The organism is Burkholderia cepacia GG4, assembly GCF_000292915.1.
Classification (GTDB): domain Bacteria; phylum Pseudomonadota; class Gammaproteobacteria; order Burkholderiales; family Burkholderiaceae; genus Burkholderia; species Burkholderia cepacia_D.
Genome location: NC_018513.1, coordinates 2445807 through 2468960, shown reverse-complemented (window position 1 = coordinate 2468960; position 23154 = coordinate 2445807). Strand labels below are relative to the sequence as shown.

Sequence of the window (23154 nt, the reverse complement as noted above, 5' to 3'; positions counted from 1 at the left end):
GCCGCTTACTGCATCACCTGCAGGTATTGCAGGCCGAACGCTTGCTGGCCGGCCGCCATCTTGCCGAAGTCGACCGACTTCGCGCGTGCGTATTCGCTCGCCGGCAGGAACTTCGCGGCGACGTCGGCGCCGAGCGTCTGCGCGCGCACCGGGCGCAGGTACGCGTTGGCCCACAGCTTCTGGCCTTCGTCGGACAGCACGAAGTCGAGCACCTTCCTGCCGTTTGCGTCGTGCGGCGCGCCCTTCACGAGGCTCATCACGTACGGCACCGCGATCGTGCCTTCCTGCGGAATCACGAACTCGACGTTCGCGTGATCCTTGTACTTCGCGCGATACGCGTCGAAGTCGTAGTCGAGCAGGATCGGAATTTCGCCGGACAGCACACGCGCGTACGCGGTCTGCTTCGGCACGATCGGCGCATTCGCCTTCAGCTTGCGGAACCAGTCGAGCGCCGGCTTGAAGTTGTCGAGGCTGCCGCCGAGCGCCTGGTTGACGGCGACCGCGCCCGCATAGCCGACGAACGCGCTCGACGGATCGAGGTAGCCGACCATGCCTTTGTACTCAGGCTTCAGCAGATCGGCCCACGAGCGCGGCACTGGCTTGCCGTCGAGCGCGTCCTTGTTCACGAAGAAGCCGAGCGTGCCCGAGTGGATCGCGAACCAGTAGCCTTGCGGATCCTTCAGGTTCGCGGGAATGTCGTTCCAGTGCGCGGGCTTGTACGGCGCAATCACGCCCTTGTCCTTCGCCTGGAAGGCCGACGACACGCCGAGATAGACGACGTCGGCGACCGGGCTCTTCTGCTCGGCGATCAGCTGCGCGATCGCCTGGCCCGAGTTCTTGTTGTCGAACGGCACGCGGATGCCGGTCTTCTGCTTGATCGCGGCGATCTGTGCGGCCCAGTCGGCCCATTCGGGCGGGCAGTTGTAGCAGATCGCGGTGTCGTCGGCATGGGCTGCGGGTGCGAACGCGACGAGCGCGGCGCAGGCGAGCGGTGCGGCGAGCGTGCGCAGCAGCGAGGTCAGGCGAAGGGACACGGTGGGTCTCCGGGCGGGGTGAGGGTAGGGCGCCGCGCGCGGTGGCGCGGCGCGCGCGTTCAGGCGTGGCGCAATTGCAGGTCGGCGGCCGGCGGTGCGACCGTCGCGCCGTCGCGCACCGTGTGCGGCAGGATCAGCGAAGCGCGCTCGATCGTCGCGCCGCCGATGCATTCGACGAGGCGCCGCCAGGCATGGCGGCCGATGTCCTGGTTCGGCGTCGCGACGCTCGCGAGCGGCGGTGCGAGCAGCTCGCCGATCGCGATCCCGTCGAAGCCGAGCACCGACAGGTCGTCGGGAATCGAGAAGCCGGCGCGGCGCAGGCCGCGCATCACGACCATCGCGAGCAGGTCGTTGCTGCAGAAGAGGGCGGTCGGGCGCGTGGCTTGCGCGGTGAGATGCGCGAGCACCGCGTCGGGCAGCTCGGCCGCGTTGAAGTCGACCTCGACCGGCGGCAGCGTCGCGACGCCGCATTCCTCGAGTGCCTGCGCGTAGCCGAGATGACGCTGGCGCGCGCGATCCGACGCGGCGAGCGAGCCGGCCAGCATCAGCACGCGGCGATGGCCGCGCTGGGTCAGCAGACGCACGCCGTCATAGGCGGCGCGGCGGTTATCGACCGACACCGACGGGCGGCGTTGCGTGTCGTTGTGCATCAGCACGTAGTGCGGGCCGTCGCGGTCGAGCATGTCGAGCAGCGGATGCGTGTCCGCATCGGCGACGGTCAGGATCAGCCCTTCGACGCGCTGCTCGCGCAGCGTCTCGATCGCGTGACGCTCGCGCGCCGCGTCGTATTCGGTCGTCATCAGGATCAGCTTGAAGCCGGCCGCGGTCGCGAGTTCGTCGATGCCCTGCAGGCAGTCGGCGAACACCGGGTTCGACAGCGTCGGCACGACGACGCCGACGAGCCGGGTGCGCTCGCCGCGCAACTGCCGGCCGAGCGGGCTCGGGCGGAACTGCAGCGTGTCGATGGCGGTGCGGATCGTCGCCAGCGTGGCGGGGCTCACGGTATGCGGCGAGTTGATCGCGCGCGAGACGGTGGCGATCGAGAAGCCGGCGAGCGCGGCGACATCCTTGATGGTCGGGGTCATGAAGTTACGCGATGTAAACGTTTTCGGCAGGGAAATTATCGAAAACGTTTGTGACTTCGCGATGACGCGCATGACGTCTGTTTCGCAAAAAGCACGACACAAACATCTGACGTTTGGCGCCCGGCGAGCGGGGCGGACTCGATTGTATCGGCGGATGCTGCGGCGCGGGACGAAATCGGTGGCGGTGTCGCGTCGATATCGATTGCGGCGTATGAATTCGGCCGCGGACGAGGTGGGCAGACGTGCTGCGTCGCGACGTACTGCGCGCGAATCAGCTAACGCATGTGCAAGCAATGGTAGAATCGCGTCCGCCCTTTTGCCGGGGTGATGAAATTGGTAAACATAGCGGACTTAAACGATTGAGTGCCCGGTCGGAAACGGTCGGTGCAGAACCCTTCAAATTCGGTGAAACCCCTGATGCACGCATCGAGGCAACGCCGAGCCAAGCCTCGCGGTCACGCGAGGAAGGTGTAGAGACTAGACGGGGGGCGCCTAAGGCGCACGGGCGGCGATCACGCCCGCGCGCGACGGCGAAGGCATAGTCCAGCGCACGAACGGCATCGTTCCGACGACGCCGACTTCGAAAGAAGCAGTGTGACGAAAATCCGCCGCCTTAATTGGCTTGCCGGTTCGAGTCCGGTCCCCGGCACCACCTCTCTCTGTAGTCTGGTATTCCTATCCCAAGCAAACCCAAGTCAGGCAAGGGTTTGCGTGCTGTTCTCTCACTGCTCTGACGTAGTCGGGAAGTAGCCTAATCAAGCCTTTTTTGCACCCGACTGCACCTGATATGCACCAGGATTTGCACCGGGGAAATGCACGGCAACTTGTACGAAGCGGGGCGGCATGTGGCGCGTGCAGGTGCGCCGGAAGGGCGTGAGCCTCTCGGAGACGTTCAAGCGCAAGGCCGACGCCGTGCAGTGGGCGACCCAAAAAGAACACGAGATCAATCTCGGCAAGGTCACGGCCGGCATTTGATCATGAAAAATTGCTTTGGCTTCCGAGTTTACCAGCGGCCCGCAAATGCACGAGCGAAGTGTGCCGATTGGATAAGTCGCTAGCGAGCAGGACCGGCAGCCGACGGTTAGAACCGAACTGACTACGCGGGGTTCGGTGCTCGTTTAGCGATCAGGAGGCGATAACTCCACTCTTGATTCGTGCACCAAGTCGCTGACTTTCTCGCCAGTAGCTGGCCCGAGTTGCTTGCTTCGTAACTCCAAGCGCAGCGCGTCGAGTGCCACTGATCGGTGTCCCACTCGCCAGATCAGGTGTGTGTGGACGTTTGCGACTTCCGGTGGTAGCGGAAGGATCTTCACAAGACTTTCTGCCTGCATGACTCCCAGCACAGAGCGCGGCACGATGGCGATGCCCGAACCAGCCGCCACACAGGCAACGATAGCGTGATAGGACGCGAGTTCAAGCACTCGAACTGGAACTACGTCACACGCGGCGAGCCAATCGTCGAGGATTTTTCGATAGGAGCAGCCGGTTGCGAAAGCGATAACCGTGCACTGCTGCAAATGTGTTGCCGATTCGATGTGCTTGGCTTGTAACGGCGCGACGATTACGAGCTCTTCGGAGAATGCAGTCTGAGTTTCCAGGTTGCTGGCACGGAATGGTTCCGAGATGAAGGCTGCCTCGATGTCATAGCGGTGCACGCGGCTGATAAGGGCGGTGGTTGTGCCGGTTACCAGTTCGATATGCACGTCCGGATAGTGTCCATGATAGCTCGACAGGAACGGTGGAAGGCGCGCTGCCGCAGTGCTTTCTAGCGTGCCGATGCGTAACGTCCCGTGCGGAGTCCCGCTTCGCATTGCCATCTCTGCTTCGTGCGACAGTCGAAGCAGTTGTTCGGCATATGTGATCAAAAGTCGCCCTTCCGCCGAGAGAACGAGCTTGCCACCTTGACGTTGAAATAGTGCGACCCCGAGCCTTTCTTCCAGATTCTTGATGCGCGTCGTTATATTGGACTGGACCCTATTAAGGTGCGCCGCGGCTTTCGTTATTCCGCCAAAGTCAACTACGGCTTTGAAGATCTGTAATGAGTCGAGATCGATGTTTCTCATTTTGGGAATCCGCGTTCGAAACTATTCATTTTTCAAGATATCACGGCCTGGCTAGACTTGCTTGTCTGCCCCCTGTTTGCAGACTTCCCATCGACACTTTCGCCTTGCACGTCATGACACTTTTGCCGTTGCTCATTGTCCAGGTCGGCACGCCGCCCGACGAAGTTCGTAACGCGCATGGAGACTTGCCAGATTGGTTCTGCCGGGCGTTGGAGCGGCCGCGTCATTCTGTCGAAGTTGTGCGTGTGTTCGAAGGAGAGGCGCTGCCGGCCCCGGATGTGAGCCGTGTCGCGGTCATTACGGGCGCGTGGTCGATGGTCACGGACCTGCTGCCGTGGAGTGAAACGACGGCGCAGTGGATTCGCGACGCAATGAAGGTTGGGATGCCGCTGTTCGGCGTCTGCTACGGACACCAACTCATGGCGCATGCGCTGGGTGGCCGAGTCGACTACCCCCTGCAAGGCCGAGAGTTCGGATGCAAACCAATTACTTTGCTGCCCGCCGCCGCGAGCGATGCCCTGTTCGAAGATTGCCCCGCGACGTTCGCCGCCCATTTGGCGCACGAGCAAAGCGTCATCGAACTGCCGCCGGATGCGCAGGTTCTGGCTTATTCAGATCAAGATCCACACCAGGTTGTTCGATATGGACCCAACGCCATTTCGACGCAGTTTCATCCGGAATTTTCGACCGCAGTGTCAGCGGCACTCATCAAACGACGTGCTGATGATTTGCGTGCAGACGGCAACGATCTTGACGAAATGCTGCTCGCGCTTGAAGACACGCGACACGCTGGCCAACTGCTCAGACGGTTCGTGGAGTCGTTCCGATGAACCCATTGAACGGTGTTGGGATGCGTGCGGTGGATTGTCGGTAGCACGCGAACCACCGCGGTGCGCATCGTGACGGGGGCAGTGTTTCGGTCGAGGCAGGTGACGAGCCTTGGAAAGGAGTTTGAAATGCGTAAGATTGGATTGATTGGCGGCATGAGCTGCGAAGCTACAGCTGTCTACTATCGCCAGATCAACGAACTGGTGCGTGCACGCCTCGGCGGCTTGCACCAAGCGGAGTTGCTGTTGTATTCGGTTGATTTCCAGAAGATTGTCGACATGCAGAAATCTGGTCGATGGGAGGATGCTGGTAACTACCTTGCGGAGATTGGTCGCACTCTCGAAACCGCAGGCGCAGATTGCGCGCTGATTTGTGCGGTCACCATGCATCTCGTTGCACCGGACGTCGAAGCCGCAGTGACGGTGCCGTTCATCCATGTCATCGATGAAACTGCGAAGCACCTGAAGGCTGCTGGCTGCCAGCGCCCGTTCTTGCTCGCCACGCGGTACACGATGGAGCATGGCTACTATCACGAGCGCATGAAGCAGCACGACATTGATGTGATGGTGCCGGACGCTGATGGCAGAACCTTGGTTCACAACATTATTTTTGAAGAGTTGTGCGCTGGCAAAGTACTGGACCGCTCTCGCGATGTCTTCATTTCGCTCATTGAAGGGGCGAAGGCGGAAGGAGCTGATTCCGTGATTTTTGGCTGCACGGAGCTTTGCTTGATTCTCAACGCCAACGAACTGCCGCTGCCGGGTTTTGACTCTGTTGCCATCCACACAGATGCCGCCGTGCAGTTTGCACTCGGCGAGTTGTCGTAAACCGAGCCGAACCATGTCGCAACAATCATTGGAATGTGATTGAGGCCTCTCCGGAGAGGATTAGAGCGTAGGTCTTGGCGTAGCTTTGTGTGCTAAGCCTTGGCAGATAAGGTGCAGTTACTGCCGCATCATGGAGGTGACGGTTGCAGGTGCTGCTACGGGTTGCGTGCTTATGTGATCGGGAAAAGTTGCTTTGGCAGCCCGAGTCTATCAGCGGTGCGACGCGCGAGCGTGACGTTGGTCTTTTGGACTTATCGCCGCCTGTAGCAAGGAGAGGGGTGCTGGCAAAGTGCTGTCCGGCGTAATCGCTACGCCCCATGTCGGGCAGTGAATTGATGCATTTGGTGCAGATATGATCTGCAATATGTGGCACTGGTGATTGTTTGTTGGGTAATTAAACTACAACTCAATACACACCCAGGAGATCACGATGGTACGTACGGTCAGAATCCATGAAGCTGGCGGTCCGCAAGTATTGCGCCTTGAACAGACTGGAGTGCAAAAGCCGGGGCCGGGAGAAGTCTGGCTGGAGCAGGCGGCGATCGGCGTGAATCCACTGGACGTCAGCCAGCGGTCCGGCGCAGTCCGTATCGCGCTGCCGTCAGGTCTGGGCCTTGAAGGGGCAGGCTATGTCGCTGCAATCGGGCCGGGCGTGACCGAGGTTGCGGTCGGTGACAGGGTTGCATATGCTGCCGGCCCGCTTGGTGCGTACTCGATGGGCCGCCTCTATCCCGCAAATCGGCTCGTAAAGTTGCCGGATGGCGTGGGTTTCGACGAAGCGGCGGCCGTGCTCTTCAAGGGCATAACTGCTCAATACTTGCTGAAGGCAACGTATCCTGTCGGTTCGAACTCGAACGTTTTGCTTTACGGCGCAGCGGGTGCGTTGGGGCAGATCATGGTGCCGTGGGCTAAGGGCCTGGGTGCGTTCGTGATAGGCGTTGTATCGCGGCAGGAAAGTGTCGACCGTGCCAAGGCAGCGGGTTGCGACGAGGTTGTGGTGTTCGATCCTGCAACGCTGGCAGCCCAGGTTGCCGAAGTGACGTCCGGCAGAAAGGTCGATGTCGCTTACGATCCCATCGGCCGCGTCTCTTTCGAGGCATCGCTGGACAGCCTTCGGCCCCGTGGGCTGCTGGTTTCGTTCGGCATGACGTCCGGCGCACCGCCTGCCATCGAAGTCGGTGCGCTCAACGCCAAGGGCTCGCTTTTCCTGACGCGACCATCGCTCGCCGCTCACACGGCGACGCCCGAGGAATATCAAGAGCGGGCGCAGGAGGTACTGAGGGCGATCGCAGACGGTATCATCCAGCCGCGAGTCTGGCGTCGCTACCCGTTGGCCGATGTTGCCGAGGCGCATGCCGATCTCGAGAATGGTCGATCACAGGGCGCGATCGTGCTCACACCCTGAGTGAGCTGTCACACGCGTGTTCGCTCGGGTCGCTGCCGGACAATTCAGCTACTGATTCTGCGAGGCCCGAAAGCGGCATGGACTTTCTCGATAGTCGACAGGCGGACGAGCGGTCGGCGCTCTTGGCGCTTTGGGAACACGGCTCGTTTGCTGCAGCCGGCCGGGCACTGCAGCGTCATCCGACCGTGCTCTCAAAGCGGCTCAGCGCATTGGAGCACCGTTTGGGCATACGCCTGATCGAACGAACCACGAGGCAACTGCGTTTTACTGCCGAAGGGGAGCGGTTGGTGACGCGCTTGCGTCATGCGGTCGACATGATTGCCGAGGCCGAGCAGGACGCGACGCAAGGTGCGGCACAGGTCAGGGGGCGTCTGCGGATCGCATTGCCGGCCGCGATGGGACGTATCTGGCTGAGTTCGGTCGTGTCGGAATTCGCAATGGCCTATCCGGGTGTCGTGCTGGACGCTGAATATTCGGAACGGTTCGTCGACATTGTTGCGGAAGGCTTCGACGCGGCGATCCGGATCGGCGAGCTTTCGGACAATCGACTGATTGCCAGAAAACTATGCGATCACCGCCGCATTCTGTGTGCCTCGCCTGCGTATCTGGAGCGGCATGGAACGCCGACAGAACCGGCAGATCTTGCTGTGCACCACTGCCTCGGATTTACGGGTCTGCACACGTACCCCGAATGGAAGTTGACGCGTGACTGCGAGCAGCGCGCGGTCAAAGTAGGCTGCGGCATGATCAGCAACGACAACGAGGCCCTTTTGTCGGCAGCTCGTCTCGGGCTGGGGATTCTCGCGGGTGGCGACTGGCTGATGACGAAGGATATCGATGCCGGAAATTTGACGAGGGTGCTGCCGGATTGGCTGCTGGGTGATGCTGCGGGTGTCTATCTGGTTCGTCCGTCCGCCAAGTACAGCTCTGCAACGACAACCGCATTCAAACAGTGGATCGAGGAGGCGTTTGTGCGTGGCGCACCTTGGCAACAGGGGGGCGCACGGTAGGGCGGCAGCTTGCGCGTCAACGCGCAAATTGGCGTAGCTTTGTCCGGGATGCGTTGTCAGATAGGGCGCAGGTACTGCTGCATCATCGGTGTGTGCCGGTTCGACTCCCGATGCGGGACTGGTGTTCACTCTTGGGTGGCATGCTACAAACGTACACCATGCGAATGTAAATATATGATTATATTGATTAATTGATTTCGGTCCCCGGCACCATGGATTCATCCCGCTGAATCTCGTGCGACCGCAGAACCCCGTTCGGAACCCTGTCCCGGCGGGGTTTTTTGTCGCATTGTGCTCGCTATGGCGAGGGCGTCAGCGCTGTCCCTCATGTCGACACGGTGTCCGTCGATGCGCCGGAGCCACCGGGACTGCCGATCGACTCGCCGTTGCACCGGCAGGGCGACTCGACCGCCGCCCGCATCTAGTGGCTTTCCCTAGCGGCGTTGAGCGCGCTCCGCTTTTCCCCTATAAACCGGTGAACAACGGGGAAGCACCAGAATCTGTACGGGGAGCGCATGAAAAGGACAATAGCCAGTCTCGAGGGACTGCGCGGGTGCGCGGCGTTGCTCGTCGTCATCTATCACATGCAGTTCGACAGTGCCGGCCGTGGCGTGAGCCGGAACGGGTACCTCGCAGTCGACCTGTTTTTCGTCTTGAGTGGTTTCGTGATCTGCAGCGCATATGGCGCGAGGATGGGCGACACGCGGCAATGGCTCAGCTTCATGGTTCGCCGGTTCGGCCGGATCTGGCCGACGCACATGGTCGCGAGCGTGCTCTTCTATGTCATGCTCAACTGGATGGTCATGCTGGCGGTTTTGGCGGGTAGCCCGAGTGCGCCACCTTTTGTGCCAACCCTTCGCGAAGTCGTCGCGATCGTGACGATGACGCAAGGGTTCCATCTCTTCCAATACGACATAGGCACCGGCGTCAGCTGGAGTACGGCCGACGAGTTCTACGTCTATCTGTTGTTCGGCGCGCTCTGCCTGATGATGCCAGGGCGACGCCGCGTCGTCGTGTTCGCGGCATTGGCGATGACCGGCTATGCGATTGCGGCGTGGGCGTCGATCGTTCCCAAGTCGTGTCTGGCCGAGGGGGATTGCTTCGGAATGACGTTCGACTGGGGATGGGCCCGATGTATGGCCGGCTTCTTTATCGGCGCCGTCATCGCGCAGCACCGCGACCACCGTGTGGTGATGCATGCGACCGGATCAGCGCCGCAAATTGCGATCGTCGCCATCACGATCGCACTGATCCTGTTTGCGGATCGCGTCCCCGGCTCGGCGCTCGCGGCCCCCGCCGTATTTGCGATGCTCATCGCATCGCTGAGTCGCGACGAAGGTCCGATTGCCCGATTGCTGCACTGTCGTGCCCCGCAGTATCTCGGCGGCATATCGTATTCGTTGTATCTGGGGCATGCGGTGTTCCGGCCGGCGCTGCTTCTCTCGGAAAAGGTCGCTACCGGTCCAGTCGCGCTTGCAATTGAATACGTCGTTTTTCTGGCGGCATCGTTCGTACTTGCAAACCGCCTGAATCGATCGGTCGAAACGCCGTTTCGGAAGCGGTTCAACGCTTGGGCCGACGTGATGTTTCGGCCATCCGCACTCGGCCGTCCAGCCGTCGACTGAGAATCCTCGCGCGCGGCGGCCGGACCGTGCCATCGATGCAGCCTCTGTTGCCTGCTATCCGTCGGCATACGGCCGTTGACACGCAGCGACCGCGACGTGCTGGTCAAGCGAACTGGCGGATCCGGTCGGCACGCGCACGATCGTCGCACCGCTGACCGTGCCTTCCTGATTGCGCAGCGCCTCGCCCAGTTCCCTGGCGAGCGGATGGTCGCCCGCGGAGGAGAACAGCGGGCCATATTGCCGGCTGACGGCTCGTTGCATCGCGTCGAGCATCGAATGACCGTCAAGCATGTTGCTTGCGACACTCAGCAGCGTTTCGTCCTCGTGCGGCCACAGCGCTCTTCCCAGCGTGGGTGTCAGCGTGTTCCGCAGTGTCGCCGCGATCCGGCTCGTGCAATCGACACGATGCAGGTCGTCGATCAGCAAATCGCCGATTCCACGCTCGAGCGTGATCGCAATCCCTTCACGACAGGTCAGATCCCGGTTGTTTGCGATCATACGCCGCATGCACCTGAACTCGTCGCCGGACTCGCCAGGTTCGATCGTGATCTCTTCGCGCCTGAAATCGCTGGCCGAGCCGGGACGGCCCAGGAGAACGGGCCGGGTCAATCCGGTCATATTTGGTAGTGCGAATAGATCGACCCGGATCGTCGGATCCGTCTCGTCGCGCCAACCACTGATCGACTGTAGCCTGAGTGCATATGATTCGCCGTCGTAGTAGCAACCGGAGGAATCGCGGTGCACGCGAACTTTTCCAGGATGAGCCATGATGGGCAATTCCGTTGACTGGCAACCTGCGCCACCGCTCGGGCAGGTTGCATGGATACACGAGTGTGAGGCCGCCGTGCAGGTGACGTGCCGCGTCGATGAGCCGCGGCAGGTCGCGCGTCGTGTCCGTGCCGTGGTCGATTCACGTCGCGGTCGCAAACGCCGCGACACCACTGCGCGCGTTTGCGTCGGCGGCGAGACGTCTTTCCAGCTCGGTCGCATGGTTGCGATCCCAGGCGAGCACCTTGGGGGTCATCAGCTTGTGCCAAAGCGGCGGGATCATCGCGACGACGATCGTCGTCAGGTAGCCGCCGATCATCATCGGGGCATCGGAAAACGGCTTGAGGTCCTGATAAGGCACTTCGCCCTGGGCGTGATGGTGCGAATGGCGCGTCAGGTTGAACATGGACCACGAGCTGATGCGCCGGTTCGTATTCCATGAGTGGCGCGGCTGGACGGGCGTACCGGGATCCCGGACGATACCGTAGTGCTCCATGTAGTTGACGATTTCCAGCAGTGCCTTGCCCCACAGCGCGCAGAGCAGGAAGTATGCGCCCGTTCTGTACCCGCCGATGCTCCATGCGCCTGCGAGCAGGAGCACGCTCATCAGGTGGCCGCGAATCACCGCGTTGAACGGCGTAAGCCGCCCGTGTCCGGCGCGCTTCAAGCGCTTCGCCTCGATCTTCCATGCGCTGACGTTACCTTTGAGCGTCGAGACGAGGATGTGAAAGTAGACGTTGCGGCCGCGCGGGGCCGTAGCCGGATCTTCCGTTGTCGACACGTAGCGATGGTGTCCATAGACGTGCTCGATCGAGAAAATCGTATCGAAGCTGAACGCCAGCAGCCAGCGGCCGATGAACATCGACATCCGGTCCCAGGTGCGATGCGTGAGCTCGTGCGCGGGAATGGTGCCGATCATGCCGATCATCAGGCCGGTCAGCACCACGCCGGATACGCGATGCCCCCAGTTCCCCGCGGTGCGTGCGGCCAATGCGTCGTATCCGGTCAACCTTTCGACCAATGCGCCGAAGCCGAACGGGTCCGACGTGGCGATCGACCAGACCGACGCAAAGACGATCAGCGACAGCAGCGGCAGCGCCATCCACAGTTGAAACGTCAGGACACCGGGATGACGCAGGACGGGGGTCGACGTATCGTCGCCGCAGATCGCGTCGCCGACGATATAGAACGCGAGGATCGCGACGAGATCGATCGTGATCCACGCACCGCCCGCGACGAACGCGATGATCGAAGAGATGCCGATCACGTGGAACAGGAAGTACTTCAGATAGTGATGCATGTGGACGTGTCCTCCTCCAGGTTGGTATTGAAATTCAGGCGACTGCCGGTATGTCGTGTTGCGTGGTGAAGCGATCCGCGTGAATGTGTGCCCGGGAAAGGCCGCGCGCCGTCAGGACTTCGGCGGCTGCGTCGATCATCCGGGGCGGCCCGCACAGGTAGGCATGTGCGTCGGCCGGCAGGTCGTCGGCGATGCCGTCGGTGACGAGCCCGCGCGCACCGCGCCAAGACGAATCGATCGGTTCTTCGGAAAGGATGGGCAGGAAATCGAAGCGGTCGTGCCAGCGATCGGCGAGTTCGGCAATCGTGTCGAGCGCGTACAGATCGCGCTGCGCGCGCGCGCCGAACAGCAGCGTGACCGGACGCGCCACGCGTGCCGCCGCGCCGTCTTCCAGCAGCGCGAGAACCGGCGCGAGCCCGCTGCCTCCGGCAATCAGGATCAACGGGGTCGTGGCGGCGCGCATCCAGAAGTCCCCGAGCGGGCCTTCGAGGGTCACCGTCCGGCCGACGAGGTCATGTTCGTGGACATGGCCGGAAAATACGCCGCCGGCCACCTTGCGCACGAAAAAGACGGCCTGTGCATCCGGCCGTACGCGCGTCGCGAACGAGTAGCTGCGCACCTCGCCGGGCAATGACGCGATCGACAGCAGCGCATACTGCCCGGCCTTGTACGGAAGCGCTTCGTCCAGCTGGACGCGCAGGCGCAGGATGTCATGCGTCAGCCGGTCCTGGCCGATCACGCGCCCGGCGATCGTCCGTCGCGCGCCGTAACGGCTCATGTCGACGGCGATACTCACGTCCGATCGAGGGATGCTCTGGCAGGCCAGGATGAACCCCTGATCGAGGTCCTCGTCCGGCAGGACGTACTCGGTACGCGTGAGCTCCTTCACACGCCCGTGGATCAGCTTGCACTTGCATGTCGCACATCCGCCGACCCGACAGCTATGCGGAAAGTCGATACCCTGGCGCAATGCCGCCTGCAAGAGCGTTTCCCCCGGTTGAACCGTGATGGCGCGATCGTTGATGACGGCCGTAACAGTCTTGGATTTTGTTAGGAACCTGAACATATTGCCTTCCGGCCGGTACGGTTGAGGTACGTTCATCGTAGGGAACCGGCGGCCGTTACGGGAGTGCTCGAATTGACATCGATGGCGCATTTGACGTCAATTGAGGTCCGTCACCCAGCGAGGATGTCCGATATGTCCGAGACGGACTTTTTTCTTCAACCGCAATACGCGCTCCAGATCTCGGATCAGGTCGTCCGGATGGGGGCGCGTCTGCCCGACTGGTTCGTGCAATTGCAGCGCCCCGGCGCGAACGGCGAGCTCACCCTCCAGGATTTTTCCTTCGATGCCTTCAAGCGGCTGGTGAGCGATGCGATCGATGCGACCGGCGAGCCGGCGCTCGGGCTGCTCGTAGGGGACCGCTTGCGTATCGGCAGTCACGGGCTACTGGGTTACGCGATGACCAACAGCGTGACACCGCGACAGGCGCTCGAACTCATCGAGCGTTTCGTGCAGGTGCGCACCTCGCTCGTTTCCGCGAAGCTCGAGATCGTGGGCGAGCATGCACGGCTTGCGTTCGTCGAGCGTCATCCGCTCGGCGACATCCGGCAGCCGGTGATGGAAGCGATCGTGTTGACGATCAAGAATCTGCTCGACTACATCGCGAGGGGCGCGAGTCCGGCATCGTTCGTGGCGCTGCCGTTCGACGTGCCCGACTATGCGAATCTGGCGAGGGACTTGTTCGGCTGCGAGGTCCGCTATGGTCTGAACTGGACGGGCCTGGCGTTCCAGGTCGGCGATCTGGATCGGCCGCTCGACAGCAGCAACGCGCGCGCGTTGACGGAGGCGGTGCGCCTCTGCCAGATCGAGCTCGCCAACCTGAATCGGCAGCATGCGCTTCCCTCCAGGGTCCGACGGCTGATGTTCGAGAAGGTGGGCGCGTTTCCGTCGCAACAAGCGGTCGCCCAACTGCTGAACATGACGCCGCGCACATTGCATCGGCGCTTGGCCGACGAGGGCACGTCGTATCGAGACATACTGGAAAGCGTGCGCCATACGCTGGCGGTCGAGAGCGTGAGGTCGGGCAAGCTCAGCCTGCAGGAAATCGCGTTTCTGCTTGGCTACGACAGTCTCGGCAATTTCCGGCGTGCATTCATCCGCTGGGAGGGCAAGTCGCCGTCGGAATTTCGTCGGGCCGCCACCAGTTAGGGACAGGGTTCGAGTGCCCCCCGATCAGGTGGGTGCGCACACGATGACGACGGTCTGAACCGGCGAGTGCGATGGTGCGCCGGATCGCCGGCGCGTTGCAACGCCGTGGCGTGTCCCCCCGAAAGTGGGGGTGTCTGGCGCATGCACGTGCGGTATCGTGAATGTCATCGTGGCCGACGCAAACGCGCGTCGAAAACGGCCCGCACGGTTGCCCGTGATCGGCGTCGCGTCATGTCGGCTGTTCACGGAGACCTTCATGAACCCGTCGTATTCGCGCCCTCGGGACGAGCCGTCGCCGTCCGTCTACACGTATCCGCTGCTGGTCAAGCAATTGCTGCATACGCCGCTGGCGACACGGCCGAATTGCTGGCACACGTCAAGCAGGTCGCCGATCGCGGATTGATCTCTCGATACGCGGTGCCGGAACGGCTGCTCATCGTCGATGCGATCGAAAAGACCAGCGTCGGGAAAATCAACAAGCGCGCATTGCGCGAGCGCTATCAGGCAGCCTGACCGGCGTTGAAGGCGGCCGTGCGGCGAGCGGCCGTCATCGACGTTGCGTTATCCGAGCGTCGTCTTGCCGAGGTCTTCGAAGAGTTTGACGTTGTCCCAATAGGCAGTGAGCCGCGTGATGCGTGCGTCGGCATCGAACTCGAACACAAATGCGTGCCGGAGCGAAAACGACTTGCCGCGATGCCGGATGCCGAGGAAATCCTGTGCCTGCGTCCCGCGAATCGTGACCTCGACAGTCGCGTGACGTCCGGCACCGTCCGCATGGATCGCGTCGATCTCATTGGACAAATCCGGAAAAGCGTCGGTAAGCGCGGTCCAGATCGCCGCGCCTTGGACGGCGGCGGCGCCGGTTGCGGCGATCGGCACGTAGTCGATGGTGGCGTCCGGCGCAAAGAGGGCGAGCATGCCTTCGATGTCGTGCTGTCGATAGCGATCGAAAAATGCTTGCGCGATGTCTCGGCAATTCATGACGGCTCCTGGGCGGTAAGGGCGGTTCAACGGGTGTCGGCGACCGGCTGCCCGCTGGTCGCGTCCGCGGCCGGACACGGTGGCGGGTGGCATCGAGCGGCGGCACTGCCGAGTCAGCATGGAGCGAGTTTCCCGATCGAGGTAGCCCCCCGAACGGGGGGAGGTGGATCGGGCACGACAGGAATCCGTGGGATTCGATCGGGATGGGTTGCAATTCTGGTGCTTGGCCAGTCGGGACATCACCTACTGTTGATGCTCGAGGTCGCGTGGCTATGCTGTATGAGTCGCGCGTCGAACCTTGACACCATGTCGGGCAGGTGGACCGCGGGCCTTTTACCCGTGCGGGCAGACAGTACCGGGAGAAGCGGAAAGCGATGACGTCCACGGACAGCGGAGCGTCGGCTATGCCTGCGGACGCCGACGGGATCGAGGTACTGGTGCGTGCCAAGCTGATGCCGGCGTCGGCGCGCGAGATCGTGCCGCGCCTGGCCAGGATCGGCCGGCTCGCCCGTGCGCTGGACCGCCGGGTCACGCTCGTGTGCGCACCGGCCGGCTACGGCAAGACGACGCTGCTTGCGGAGTGGCGCAAGGAACTCATGGCGACGGATGCCAAGGTCGCGTGGGTGAGCCTCGACCCGGACGACGACAACGCGTCGATCTTTTCTTCATATGTTGTCGCGGCCGTCGTCGAGGCGACGGGCGGTATTGGCAGCCATGCCCGGCAATTGCTGCGCGACCGTGCGCTGATTCCGCTGAAGATCGTCTTCGACGAGTTGCTCAACGAACTCGAAACCTCGGGCGTCGAATTATTCCTGATGCTCGACGATTTCGATCGTCTCGCTTCGCCGGTCATTCACGACGCGATGTTCGAGCTGCTGCGCTACGCGCCGTCGAACCTGCACGTCGTCCTGGCATGCCGATCCACACCGGCACTGCCGCTCAGCTATTTCGAGTCGCGTGACGAACTGGTGCGGCTGGACGCGGATGATCTCTGTTTCGACGAGACGGAAACGCGATCGTTCTTCGACCGGGTCGCGGGCAAGCAACTCAATGCCGAGAGCATCGAGCGCCTGCGTGCCGCGACCGAGGGCTGGGTGTCGGGTTTGCAACTGGCCGCGCTTGCGCTGCGCGACGACAGCAACGCGGCGCATGTGGCCGAGCAGGTGAGCCGTGCGCGGGCCGGGATCGCCACCTATCTCAACGAAAATGTGATGTCGCGCGTGCCGGAAGCCGTTCACCACTTCCTGCTGTGCACGGCGGTGCTGGAGCAGCTGACCCCCTCGTTGTGCAACGCACTGACGAGTCGCGACGATGCGGCCGACTGCCTCGAATGGTTGAGCACCCACAATCTGTTCATCAAGTCGGTCGACGGCGGGCGTCAGAACTATCGCTACCACGCGCTGTTTTCGCAGTATCTGCGCGAGGAACTGGCGTTGCACAAGCCTGGTGCGATCGCCGCGCTGCATCGCCGCGCGAGCGAATGGTATGCGCGCAAGCGCCAGTGGCCGGATGCCGTCCGGCATGCGCTCGCCGCGGGCGATTTCGACACGGCTGCCGGCTGGGTCGAGACCTGCGCGATGCGGCTCATTGCGGCCAGTGACGTGCGGACCGTGCTCGACTGGGTTTCCCGCCTTCCGGAGACGGCGCTGGCGGGACGCTTGCGGTTGCGGATCGCGCATACCTGGGCGCTCGCATTGTCGATGAGCATCCTCGACGCACGTCGCTCGCTGGCATCGATCGAAGCCGACGTGAAAGCGCGCCGTCTCGATCTGGGCGGCGTCATGGCAACCGAATTGCTCGCGGTGCGCTCGCTGATAGCGGGCCTGTCGGACCAGAGTGCCGAATCGCTGGACCTGGGCGCGCGCGTGCTGGCCGCGGGCCCGACGCCGGGCTCGTGGATCGAGCAGATCGGGCAAACCACGATGATCTTCGGTCTCGGTTACGCGGGGCGCCTCGATGACGTACTGACGCTCAGGGCCCGCGCCGAAAGTTCGATGTCCGGAGATGAGCCGCTGTATGCGAACGTCTACCGGCAAAACATGTCCGGTCTTGCGGAATTCGTGTCCGGCCGCCTGCACGACGCATCGAAGACGTTCGAGGTTGCGCTGCGGTTCGCCGAGCAATCCGCCGGGCGGCTGTCGGCGGCAACCGCGTTGTCGGCCGGCTATCTGTCGGCCATCTATTACGAATGGAACGACTGGGCGAAGGTCCGCGACGCGCAGCGCGACCGCTTCGAGGTCGCGATGCAGGCATGCTCGCTCGGGCCTTTGCTGCGTTTCATCCAGGCTGCCGCACTGATCGAGTTTCAGTCAGGCCGCGAAGCGCGCGCGCACGAGATCCTCGATGCCGCCGAACAGATCGCCTGCAGCCGGCAATGGCTGCGACTGCGGGTGGCGTGCATGGCGACCAGCATCCGGCTGTGTGTGAGCGTCGGCAAGCTGTCGCAGGCGCACCGTCTCGGCAAGGCACTCGCGGCGCTGGTGCCGGCAGCGTCGCCGGCGGTCGCATCGAGTTACGTCGAGACGTGGCAGATGGCGCAATCCGCGCGAGCGCGACTGTTGCTGGCGGACGGGCATGCGGTCGAGGCCGGGCAGGTGATCGCCATCGTGCATGAAGCGCTGGTCGCGCTCGGCTTCGGCTGGTTCGCGGCGCAGGCCGCCACGTTGCGGGCGGTAGCGCTTGAGCAGGCTGGCCAGGAGGACGCCGCGCTCGCGGTGCTCGGGCAAGCGCTCGAATACGGTCAGGTCAACGGCCTGGTGCGCACCTTCGTCGATGAAGGCCCGACCGTGGAACGCATGATCGCGCGCGCGTTGAAACACGTCGGCCGCCTGCCGGCCGTCAACGCGTGGTACTTGCGGGAGCTGGCAGGCGCGTTCGACGTCAAGCGGACCTCGACTGCGACGCCGGGCACGCGGCCCGGCACGCCGGGCAACCTGAGCGCGCGGGAGGCCGAGATCCTCGACTATGTCGCGCAAGGATTGTCGAACAAGGAAATCGCGCGTGCGCTGCGCGTTGCGCCGGAAACGATCAAGTGGCATCTGAAGAATATCTTCGAGAAGCTCAACGTCACGTCGCGCATCCAGGCCGTACGCACCGGGTTGGCGCGCGAGCCGTCGCGCTCGGGGCATGACGACGAATGAGCCTGCGCCTCGGCGCGGATCTTGCAAGCGACTGCCGGAACGAGGATCTCGCCGACATCGCTGGCGGTGACCCAGTCGCGCGCAATTGGCACGTGCCGCACATGAATGAATGGATGGACTCCGGCCGCCAGCTCGGCGAGATCGTGCTTCGCCCACAGTGGCGGCGAGCAACACGTCGTTGCTCAGGCCGGATTGGCCAACTTGCGGAGCATCTCATGCGAGCGCATGTTTGAGTAGCCCCCCGTGAGGGGGGTGAACGTTTGATGAGGAATATCCGAGAATTCGGATGATTGGGTCGAGCGCGGCGGCGGGTGGAATGGTGCATTCCCCGCTGCGCTGGCGTTGCCCCTTCAGGCCGAAAACTCCAGATGGTGATGTCGGACGTCACTTCTACGGCGTGCAGAAGCAGGCTTCCGGATTGCCCGCGCCGTGCATTCACAGTGATAAACGACGGATCAAAATGGATATGCTCGAAAACATGCGGACATTCGTGCGTGTCGTGCAGGCCGGCAGCTTTACGGCCGTGGCAAAACAGACCGACGTGGCGATTGCACAGGTGTCGCGAGCCGTATCCAGTCTCGAAGAGTATGCACAGACTCGCCTGTTGAATCGAACGACCCGGAGAATTGCGCTGACCGACAACGGACGGCGTTATTTTGAACGCCTGGTGTCGATCCTCGGCGATGTCGACCAGGCGAATGCCGAGGCCAGAAACGCGCTGGTTCGGCCGTACGGGCGGTTGCGCGTCCATACCATGCCCGGACTGGGGCAAAGCCACGTGACCGGGGCGGTCGTTGCATATCAGGCGGCCTTTCCCGAAGTCGCCGTCGAAATCACCTATTCGCAGCGGATGCCGAATCTGGTGGAAGACGGCTATGACATTTCAGTGGTGACGGCATCGAGTCTGCCGGATTCGGGCTATATCGCGCACACCTACGGAAGATGCTATAGCGTGCTGGTCGCATCGAAAGCGTATCTCGATCAGCATGGCATTCCGCTGAATCCGGCCGAACTCGCCAGCCATACGTGTCTGCGCCTCGATACGCCAGCCGATGCGAGCGATGAATGGTTGCTGCATGGCGCGTGCGGCGACGTGGTATCGCACGCGGTTCTCGCGGCGCCGTTTCAGGCCAATGCGCCGGAGGCGCTCGCGATTGCGTTGCGGGCCGGAATGGGGATCGGGTCGCTGGCCATCTATTCGGTGATCGATGATCTGCGCAGCGGGAAACTCGTCAGGGTGTTGCCGGACTATCGCCTGACGATGCTCGATGTGTATGCGATGTACATCTCCAGGCAATTCATGGACGCGAAGATCCGAACCTTTCTCGACCATCTGCGCATGACGCTTTCGCCCGCACTGGAAGCCGACGAAAATGCACTGAATTCGATTGCCGCATAAGATCGTCGCACGCTGCAACCGGGCATGCGAACGCACTGCAGGTGCAATACCGGGTGCCCGATTCCGGCGTCCGCCAATCCGTCGTTGATCGTGGGTTCTTGCTGAGGAGAGGATGATGAAATCACGTCTTATGATCGTTGTTGCCGGCATCGTCGCATTGTCGTCCGTCACGTGCTACGCGCAATCCGCAACCCCCGACACGCCAGCGGCCAAGCCGGCGGCGGCGTCGCCTCGCGCGGCCAAGAAGGCCGAGCGCCAGGAAAACCGCGCGTTTGCCAAGAAGGTCCGTCAGGCGATCGTGAAGGCGCCCGGTATCGGCAATGCCCAGGTCACCGTGTTTGCCAAGGCGAAGACCGGTGAAGTCACGCTGGCCGGATTGATTACCGACCAGTCGCAGGACAAGGCGGCAGTGGACGCGGCTCGCCAGGTGCCCGGCGTCACGTCGGTGACGAGCAAGCTCGAATTGCGCCTGGAAGGCGGGCAGTGATGTGCGGCGTTGAACGCTGCTGAGCGATGCCGGCCCTCCGGATGCAGGCGTCCGGAGGGATTCGCGGCGTGAATGATCTGGCATTCATCAAATAAATTTCAAACATGCCGGCCCGGTCGCTATGCTGGGCCGTCGGCATCACGCTGGCGGACCTTCGACGGTGGAACCCTGTCTCGGCCGCGGCGGCAGCCAGCGCGTGCTCGCGGTGAATTCCGCCGGCCCGGGCGAGGTTCGCCCGCAGGCGCTTGCGCGGAACGAGATTCAGGACGCCGCGCGGTTCGACCGCACCGAGCCGTCCCTGACGCGGCCGCCGCGATCCTGATCGTCGTCTCCGCTGCTGGCGGCGAATGCGGGCTGCAGCGAACGTGATGCGACCGATCGACGGCAACATCGTCGGGTGTCGATGCATGGCGGCCGGCGCACCGGCTGCCGTCGCGTATTCGCGTCGCGAACCTGATATTCAGTCGTTTGGACAGAGGCAATCGCACCGCGTCGCACGATGTGCGGCGCGCCGCTGTTTGTTGGCCAGTGTCAATCCGGCCAGCGGCAGGCTGCGGGAACAGGAAGCGGCCGGCCCTGCCGTACAAGGAGAAATGAACGCATGAAAGCCGTGCTTTGTACCGCCTTCGGTCCGATCGATCGACTGCAGATCGAGGAAGTCGCGATTCCCGAACCCGCCGCAGGCCAGGTGCGGATCCAGGTGAAGGCGGCGTCGCTCAATTTCCCCGATGCGCTGATCGTCCAGGGGTTGTACCAGGTGAAGCCGGCACTGCCGTTCTCGCCGGGCGCGGAGTTCGCCGGCGTGATCGACGCGGTCGGCGAAGGTGTCACCACGTGGCGGCCCGGCGACGCCGTGGTCGCGTTTACCGGGCACGGTGGATTCGCGGAACAGTGTGTGGCCGACGTGCACCAGATCGCCGCGTTGCCGCCGGGGATGACGTTCGAGCAGGGCGCGGCGCTCGTGCTCGCCTATGGCACGTCGCTGCACGCATTGCAGCAGCGTGCGCGGCTGCAACCCGGCGAAACGTTGCTGGTGCTGGGGGCGGCGGGCGGTGTCGGGCTCGCCGCGATCGAGATCGCGAAGGCGCTGGGCGCGCGCGTGATCGCCGCGGCGTCGAGCGCGGAAAAGCTTGCGCTGTGTCGCGACGCGGGCGCCGACGACACGATCGACTATGTGACGGAAGACCTGCGCCGCCGCGTGGACGAATTGACCGGCGGGCGCGGTGCCGACGTCGTCTACGATCCCGTGGGCGGCGCATACAGCGAGGCGGCATTGCGCGCGACCGCGTGGCGCGGCCGGTTCCTCGTGGTTGGCTTCGCGGCCGGCGAGATCCCGAAGATCGCGCTGAACCTGGCGTTGCTGAAGGAGCGCGACATTCTCGGCGTGTTCTGGGGTGATGCGGTGCGCCGCGACCCGGCGCAGCATGTCTCGAACATGCGCCTGCTCGCCGAATGGTTCGCGGCCGGCAAAGTGCGGCCCGCGATCACCGAGCGCGTGTCGCTGGCCGGCGCGGCCGACGCGATCGCGCGCATGGCGAACCGGCAGGTCAAGGGCAAGGTGGTGATCCTGCCGGATGCTTGAGCCGACGCCGCCGCGACATGGCGGGCGATCGGATCGTCGAGATCGACGGGTTCCGATTCGCCCGGCTCGGTGTACGTGCCGCACGGGATCTAGAAGAGATGCCGAATCCCGACGACGGTGCCGAACGTCGATCCGGACACGCCTTCAAGCGCGCCGTTGGTGGACAGGCCCGTGTTCATCTTGCCGTGGTTGTTGACGAACCCGAGCTGGCCGTAAATCAGCGTCGCCTTCGACAGGCTGTAGGTCAGGCCCGTTGCGGCCAGAATGGAATGGTTCGCGGTATCGTTCCCGTCGCTCGTGTACCAGACGCCCGCGTCGGCATGGATCGTCGGCGTGAACCGGTAGCTGAGGCCGCCGCCGTAGACGCGGTTGTCGAACGAGCCCGCGGCCTTGTAATTGACGAATACCGCGTTCACGGTCAGGTCGCTGAACTCGTAACGCGCGCCGATCGTGCGGCCCGAGAACGCGACCGTGCTCGGCAGGGGCGTCGTCGCAGCCGTGCCGCCGGCGTTGCCGCTATACATCGCGGCGCTGACAAGCATCGGGCCATACGTGTAGTTCAGGCTCGCCGAGTACTGACGGCCCGCCTGGAAATTGCCGGCGACGCCACCCAGCGCGAGCATCGCGTTGCCCTGAAAGCCGGCAATCGTCGGGCTTGCATACGAGATGGCATTCGCGTTGAAGATGCCGGTGACGAACACATTGCCCACGTAGATCGGCACCTGGCTGCCGAAGAACGATACGGAGCGCGGGTCGGTCGAGATCAGCGAGAGCACGAACGGGGAAAACTGCAGGCCGGCCTTGACGGTACCCACGCCGCTCTCGATGCCGATCCAGGCATGGCGGCCGAAGAAGTTTCCGTTCGAATCGGTGAAGCCACCTTTCGACAGGTCGATGCCGCTCTCCAGCGTGAAGATCGCTTTCATGCCGCCGCCGAGATCTTCGCTGCCTTTCAGGCCGAACAGCGAAGGCGTCATGCCGCCACTGATCAGCGAAAACTGATGGCCGGCGTTTCGTCCGGTTGCCGGATCGACGGTCTTGCTCGTGTACAGGACGCCGCTGTCGACGATGCCGTAAAGCGTCACGCTGCTCTGCGCATGGGCCTGCGGTGCCGCGCCTCCCATGATGGCGGTCACCAGTGCGATTGAACGAATTCCGGAACGGAATGACATCGTTTATTATCTCCAGGTTAATTTGGATTTCTAATGATTTGTATTTTTTGAATCGATTTGAAAAATGAATCAAGAAACTTCCAGGCCTGGGATTTCTGCTTCATTTATATCGATGGTAGATCGTGGTGGCGCCATATTGAAATATGGTAGTAGTACTAGATATGTGTGAAATCGATCGAGGTCCATGAAAACAATTCATTTGCGCCGAATTTTCTGCCTGCCTACGCTTTCAATCA

20 protein-coding genes are annotated in these 23154 nt (G+C 62.8%); 12 read left to right on the top strand and 8 right to left on the bottom strand.

Annotated features, from left to right (window positions below):
- Nucleotides 1-5: 5 nt before the first annotated feature.
- The gene (locus tag GEM_RS11220) at nucleotides 6-1034 is read right to left on the bottom strand and encodes an ABC transporter substrate-binding protein (RefSeq protein ID WP_014897524.1); all 1029 of its coding nucleotides are present in this window, start codon (nucleotides 1032-1034) and stop codon (nucleotides 6-8) included.
- A 59-nt stretch (nucleotides 1035-1093) separates the two neighbouring features.
- Nucleotides 1094-2119 carry a substrate-binding domain-containing protein gene (locus tag GEM_RS11215; RefSeq protein WP_041490526.1) on the bottom strand — a complete coding sequence of 342 codons (1026 nt, stop codon included), beginning with the start codon at nucleotides 2117-2119 and terminating at the stop codon, nucleotides 1094-1096.
- Nucleotides 2120-2962: 843 nt separating this feature from the next.
- Here GEM_RS11215 and GEM_RS31220 point away from each other — a divergent pair.
- Nucleotides 2963-3094, top strand: a complete 132-nt coding sequence (locus GEM_RS31220) for a hypothetical protein (RefSeq protein WP_014897522.1) — start codon at nucleotides 2963-2965, stop codon at nucleotides 3092-3094.
- Between the two features lie 143 nt (nucleotides 3095-3237).
- Here the strand turns inward: GEM_RS31220 and GEM_RS11210 are convergent, their stop codons facing one another.
- Nucleotides 3238-4182 (bottom strand): LysR family transcriptional regulator, encoded by a 945-nt coding sequence (locus GEM_RS11210; protein ID WP_014897521.1) that lies wholly within the window; start codon nucleotides 4180-4182, stop codon nucleotides 3238-3240.
- Between GEM_RS11210 and GEM_RS11205 the strand changes: the two genes are divergently transcribed.
- From GEM_RS11205 to GEM_RS11185, 5 genes are all read left to right on the top strand, one after another.
- Nucleotides 4158-5012 carry a glutamine amidotransferase gene (locus GEM_RS11205; protein ID WP_272148344.1) on the top strand — a complete coding sequence of 285 codons (855 nt, stop codon included), beginning with the start codon at nucleotides 4158-4160 and terminating at the stop codon, nucleotides 5010-5012. The two genes, GEM_RS11210 and GEM_RS11205, sit on opposite strands and share 25 nt — an antisense overlap.
- Before the next feature lie 126 nt (nucleotides 5013-5138).
- Nucleotides 5139-5837: an aspartate/glutamate racemase family protein gene (locus tag GEM_RS11200; RefSeq protein WP_014897519.1), complete on the top strand. Its 699-nt coding sequence runs from the start codon at nucleotides 5139-5141 to the stop codon at nucleotides 5835-5837.
- Nucleotides 5838-6267: 430 nt separating this feature from the next.
- Nucleotides 6268-7242 carry a quinone oxidoreductase family protein gene (locus GEM_RS11195; protein ID WP_014897518.1) on the top strand — a complete coding sequence of 325 codons (975 nt, stop codon included), beginning with the start codon at nucleotides 6268-6270 and terminating at the stop codon, nucleotides 7240-7242.
- A 77-nt stretch (nucleotides 7243-7319) separates the two neighbouring features.
- Nucleotides 7320-8252 carry a LysR family transcriptional regulator gene (locus GEM_RS11190; protein ID WP_014897517.1) on the top strand — a complete coding sequence of 311 codons (933 nt, stop codon included), beginning with the start codon at nucleotides 7320-7322 and terminating at the stop codon, nucleotides 8250-8252.
- A 515-nt stretch (nucleotides 8253-8767) separates the two neighbouring features.
- On the top strand, nucleotides 8768-9877 hold the full coding sequence (locus tag GEM_RS11185) for an acyltransferase family protein (RefSeq protein WP_014897516.1): 1110 nt from the start codon (nucleotides 8768-8770) through the stop codon (nucleotides 9875-9877).
- Nucleotides 9878-9931: 54 nt separating this feature from the next.
- Here GEM_RS11185 and GEM_RS31215 read toward each other — a convergent pair whose 3' ends face one another.
- From GEM_RS31215 to GEM_RS11170, 3 genes are all read right to left on the bottom strand, one after another.
- On the bottom strand, nucleotides 9932-10645 hold the full coding sequence (locus GEM_RS31215) for a hypothetical protein (RefSeq protein WP_148283820.1): 714 nt from the start codon (nucleotides 10643-10645) through the stop codon (nucleotides 9932-9934).
- A gap of 142 nt (nucleotides 10646-10787) precedes the next feature.
- Nucleotides 10788-11945 carry an alkane 1-monooxygenase gene (locus GEM_RS11175; protein WP_014897514.1) on the bottom strand — a complete coding sequence of 386 codons (1158 nt, stop codon included), beginning with the start codon at nucleotides 11943-11945 and terminating at the stop codon, nucleotides 10788-10790.
- Between the two features lie 34 nt (nucleotides 11946-11979).
- Nucleotides 11980-13047 (bottom strand): 2Fe-2S iron-sulfur cluster-binding protein, encoded by a 1068-nt coding sequence (locus GEM_RS11170; protein WP_272148343.1) that lies wholly within the window; start codon nucleotides 13045-13047, stop codon nucleotides 11980-11982.
- Between the two features lie 96 nt (nucleotides 13048-13143).
- On the opposite strand from GEM_RS11170, the gene GEM_RS11165 reads away from it, so the two are divergent.
- Entirely contained in the window at nucleotides 13144-14157 is a 1014-nt protein-coding gene (locus GEM_RS11165) for an AraC family transcriptional regulator (protein ID WP_014897512.1), read from the top strand.
- Nucleotides 14158-14388: 231 nt separating this feature from the next.
- Nucleotides 14389-14670 carry a hypothetical protein gene (locus GEM_RS29835; RefSeq protein ID WP_080599390.1) on the top strand — a complete coding sequence of 94 codons (282 nt, stop codon included), beginning with the start codon at nucleotides 14389-14391 and terminating at the stop codon, nucleotides 14668-14670.
- A gap of 48 nt (nucleotides 14671-14718) precedes the next feature.
- On the opposite strand, the gene GEM_RS11160 is transcribed toward GEM_RS29835, so the two are convergent.
- Nucleotides 14719-15258: a nuclear transport factor 2 family protein gene (locus tag GEM_RS11160; RefSeq protein WP_272148342.1), complete on the bottom strand. Its 540-nt coding sequence runs from the start codon at nucleotides 15256-15258 to the stop codon at nucleotides 14719-14721.
- 284 nt (nucleotides 15259-15542) lie between these two features.
- Here GEM_RS11160 and GEM_RS11155 point away from each other — a divergent pair, with 284 nt between their 5' ends.
- From GEM_RS11155 to GEM_RS11140, 4 genes are all read left to right on the top strand, one after another.
- On the top strand, nucleotides 15543-18278 hold the full coding sequence (locus GEM_RS11155) for a LuxR C-terminal-related transcriptional regulator (RefSeq protein ID WP_014897510.1): 2736 nt from the start codon (nucleotides 15543-15545) through the stop codon (nucleotides 18276-18278).
- A 460-nt stretch (nucleotides 18279-18738) separates the two neighbouring features.
- Complete coding sequence (locus GEM_RS11150) at nucleotides 18739-19677, top strand: LysR family transcriptional regulator (RefSeq protein ID WP_014897509.1); 939 nt, start codon at nucleotides 18739-18741, stop codon at nucleotides 19675-19677.
- Nucleotides 19678-19792: 115 nt separating this feature from the next.
- The gene (locus GEM_RS11145; RefSeq protein WP_014897508.1) at nucleotides 19793-20164 is read left to right on the top strand and encodes a BON domain-containing protein; all 372 of its coding nucleotides are present in this window, start codon (nucleotides 19793-19795) and stop codon (nucleotides 20162-20164) included.
- Nucleotides 20165-20765: 601 nt separating this feature from the next.
- Complete coding sequence (locus GEM_RS11140) at nucleotides 20766-21746, top strand: NADPH:quinone oxidoreductase family protein (protein ID WP_014897507.1); 981 nt, start codon at nucleotides 20766-20768, stop codon at nucleotides 21744-21746.
- 89 nt (nucleotides 21747-21835) lie between these two features.
- Here the strand turns inward: GEM_RS11140 and GEM_RS11135 are convergent, their stop codons facing one another.
- A complete protein-coding gene (locus GEM_RS11135) occupies nucleotides 21836-22918 on the bottom strand; it encodes a porin (RefSeq protein WP_014897506.1) in 1083 nt (360 codons plus the stop codon).
- Nucleotides 22919-23154 lie beyond the last annotated feature (236 nt).

Bases quoted from the DNA above. Each gene is read 5' to 3' on its own strand.
- GEM_RS11215 (WP_041490526.1), bottom strand. From the start codon at position 2,119: ATGACCCCGACCATCAAGGATGTCGCCGCGCTCGCCGGCTTCTCGATC.
- GEM_RS31220 (WP_014897522.1), top strand. From the start codon at position 2,963: ATGTGGCGCGTGCAGGTGCGCCGGAAGGGCGTGAGCCTCTCGGAGACG.
- GEM_RS11205 (WP_272148344.1), top strand. From the start codon at position 4,158: ATGAGTCGAGATCGATGTTTCTCATTTTGGGAATCCGCGTTCGAAACT.
- GEM_RS11210 (WP_014897521.1), bottom strand. From the start codon at position 4,182: ATGAGAAACATCGATCTCGACTCATTACAGATCTTCAAAGCCGTAGTT.
- GEM_RS11200 (WP_014897519.1), top strand. From the start codon at position 5,139: ATGCGTAAGATTGGATTGATTGGCGGCATGAGCTGCGAAGCTACAGCT.
- GEM_RS11195 (WP_014897518.1), top strand. From the start codon at position 6,268: ATGGTACGTACGGTCAGAATCCATGAAGCTGGCGGTCCGCAAGTATTG.
- GEM_RS11190 (WP_014897517.1), top strand. From the start codon at position 7,320: ATGGACTTTCTCGATAGTCGACAGGCGGACGAGCGGTCGGCGCTCTTG.
- GEM_RS11185 (WP_014897516.1), top strand. From the start codon at position 8,768: ATGAAAAGGACAATAGCCAGTCTCGAGGGACTGCGCGGGTGCGCGGCG.
- GEM_RS31215 (WP_148283820.1), bottom strand. From the start codon at position 10,645: ATGGCTCATCCTGGAAAAGTTCGCGTGCACCGCGATTCCTCCGGTTGC.
- GEM_RS11175 (WP_014897514.1), bottom strand. From the start codon at position 11,945: ATGCATCACTATCTGAAGTACTTCCTGTTCCACGTGATCGGCATCTCT.
- GEM_RS11170 (WP_272148343.1), bottom strand. From the start codon at position 13,047: ATGAACGTACCTCAACCGTACCGGCCGGAAGGCAATATGTTCAGGTTC.
- GEM_RS11165 (WP_014897512.1), top strand. From the start codon at position 13,144: ATGTCCGAGACGGACTTTTTTCTTCAACCGCAATACGCGCTCCAGATC.
- GEM_RS29835 (WP_080599390.1), top strand. From the start codon at position 14,389: ATGTCGGCTGTTCACGGAGACCTTCATGAACCCGTCGTATTCGCGCCC.
- GEM_RS11160 (WP_272148342.1), bottom strand. From the start codon at position 15,258: ATGCTGACTCGGCAGTGCCGCCGCTCGATGCCACCCGCCACCGTGTCC.
- GEM_RS11155 (WP_014897510.1), top strand. From the start codon at position 15,543: ATGCCTGCGGACGCCGACGGGATCGAGGTACTGGTGCGTGCCAAGCTG.
- GEM_RS11150 (WP_014897509.1), top strand. From the start codon at position 18,739: ATGGATATGCTCGAAAACATGCGGACATTCGTGCGTGTCGTGCAGGCC.
- GEM_RS11145 (WP_014897508.1), top strand. From the start codon at position 19,793: ATGAAATCACGTCTTATGATCGTTGTTGCCGGCATCGTCGCATTGTCG.
- GEM_RS11140 (WP_014897507.1), top strand. From the start codon at position 20,766: ATGAAAGCCGTGCTTTGTACCGCCTTCGGTCCGATCGATCGACTGCAG.
- GEM_RS11135 (WP_014897506.1), bottom strand. From the start codon at position 22,918: ATGTCATTCCGTTCCGGAATTCGTTCAATCGCACTGGTGACCGCCATC.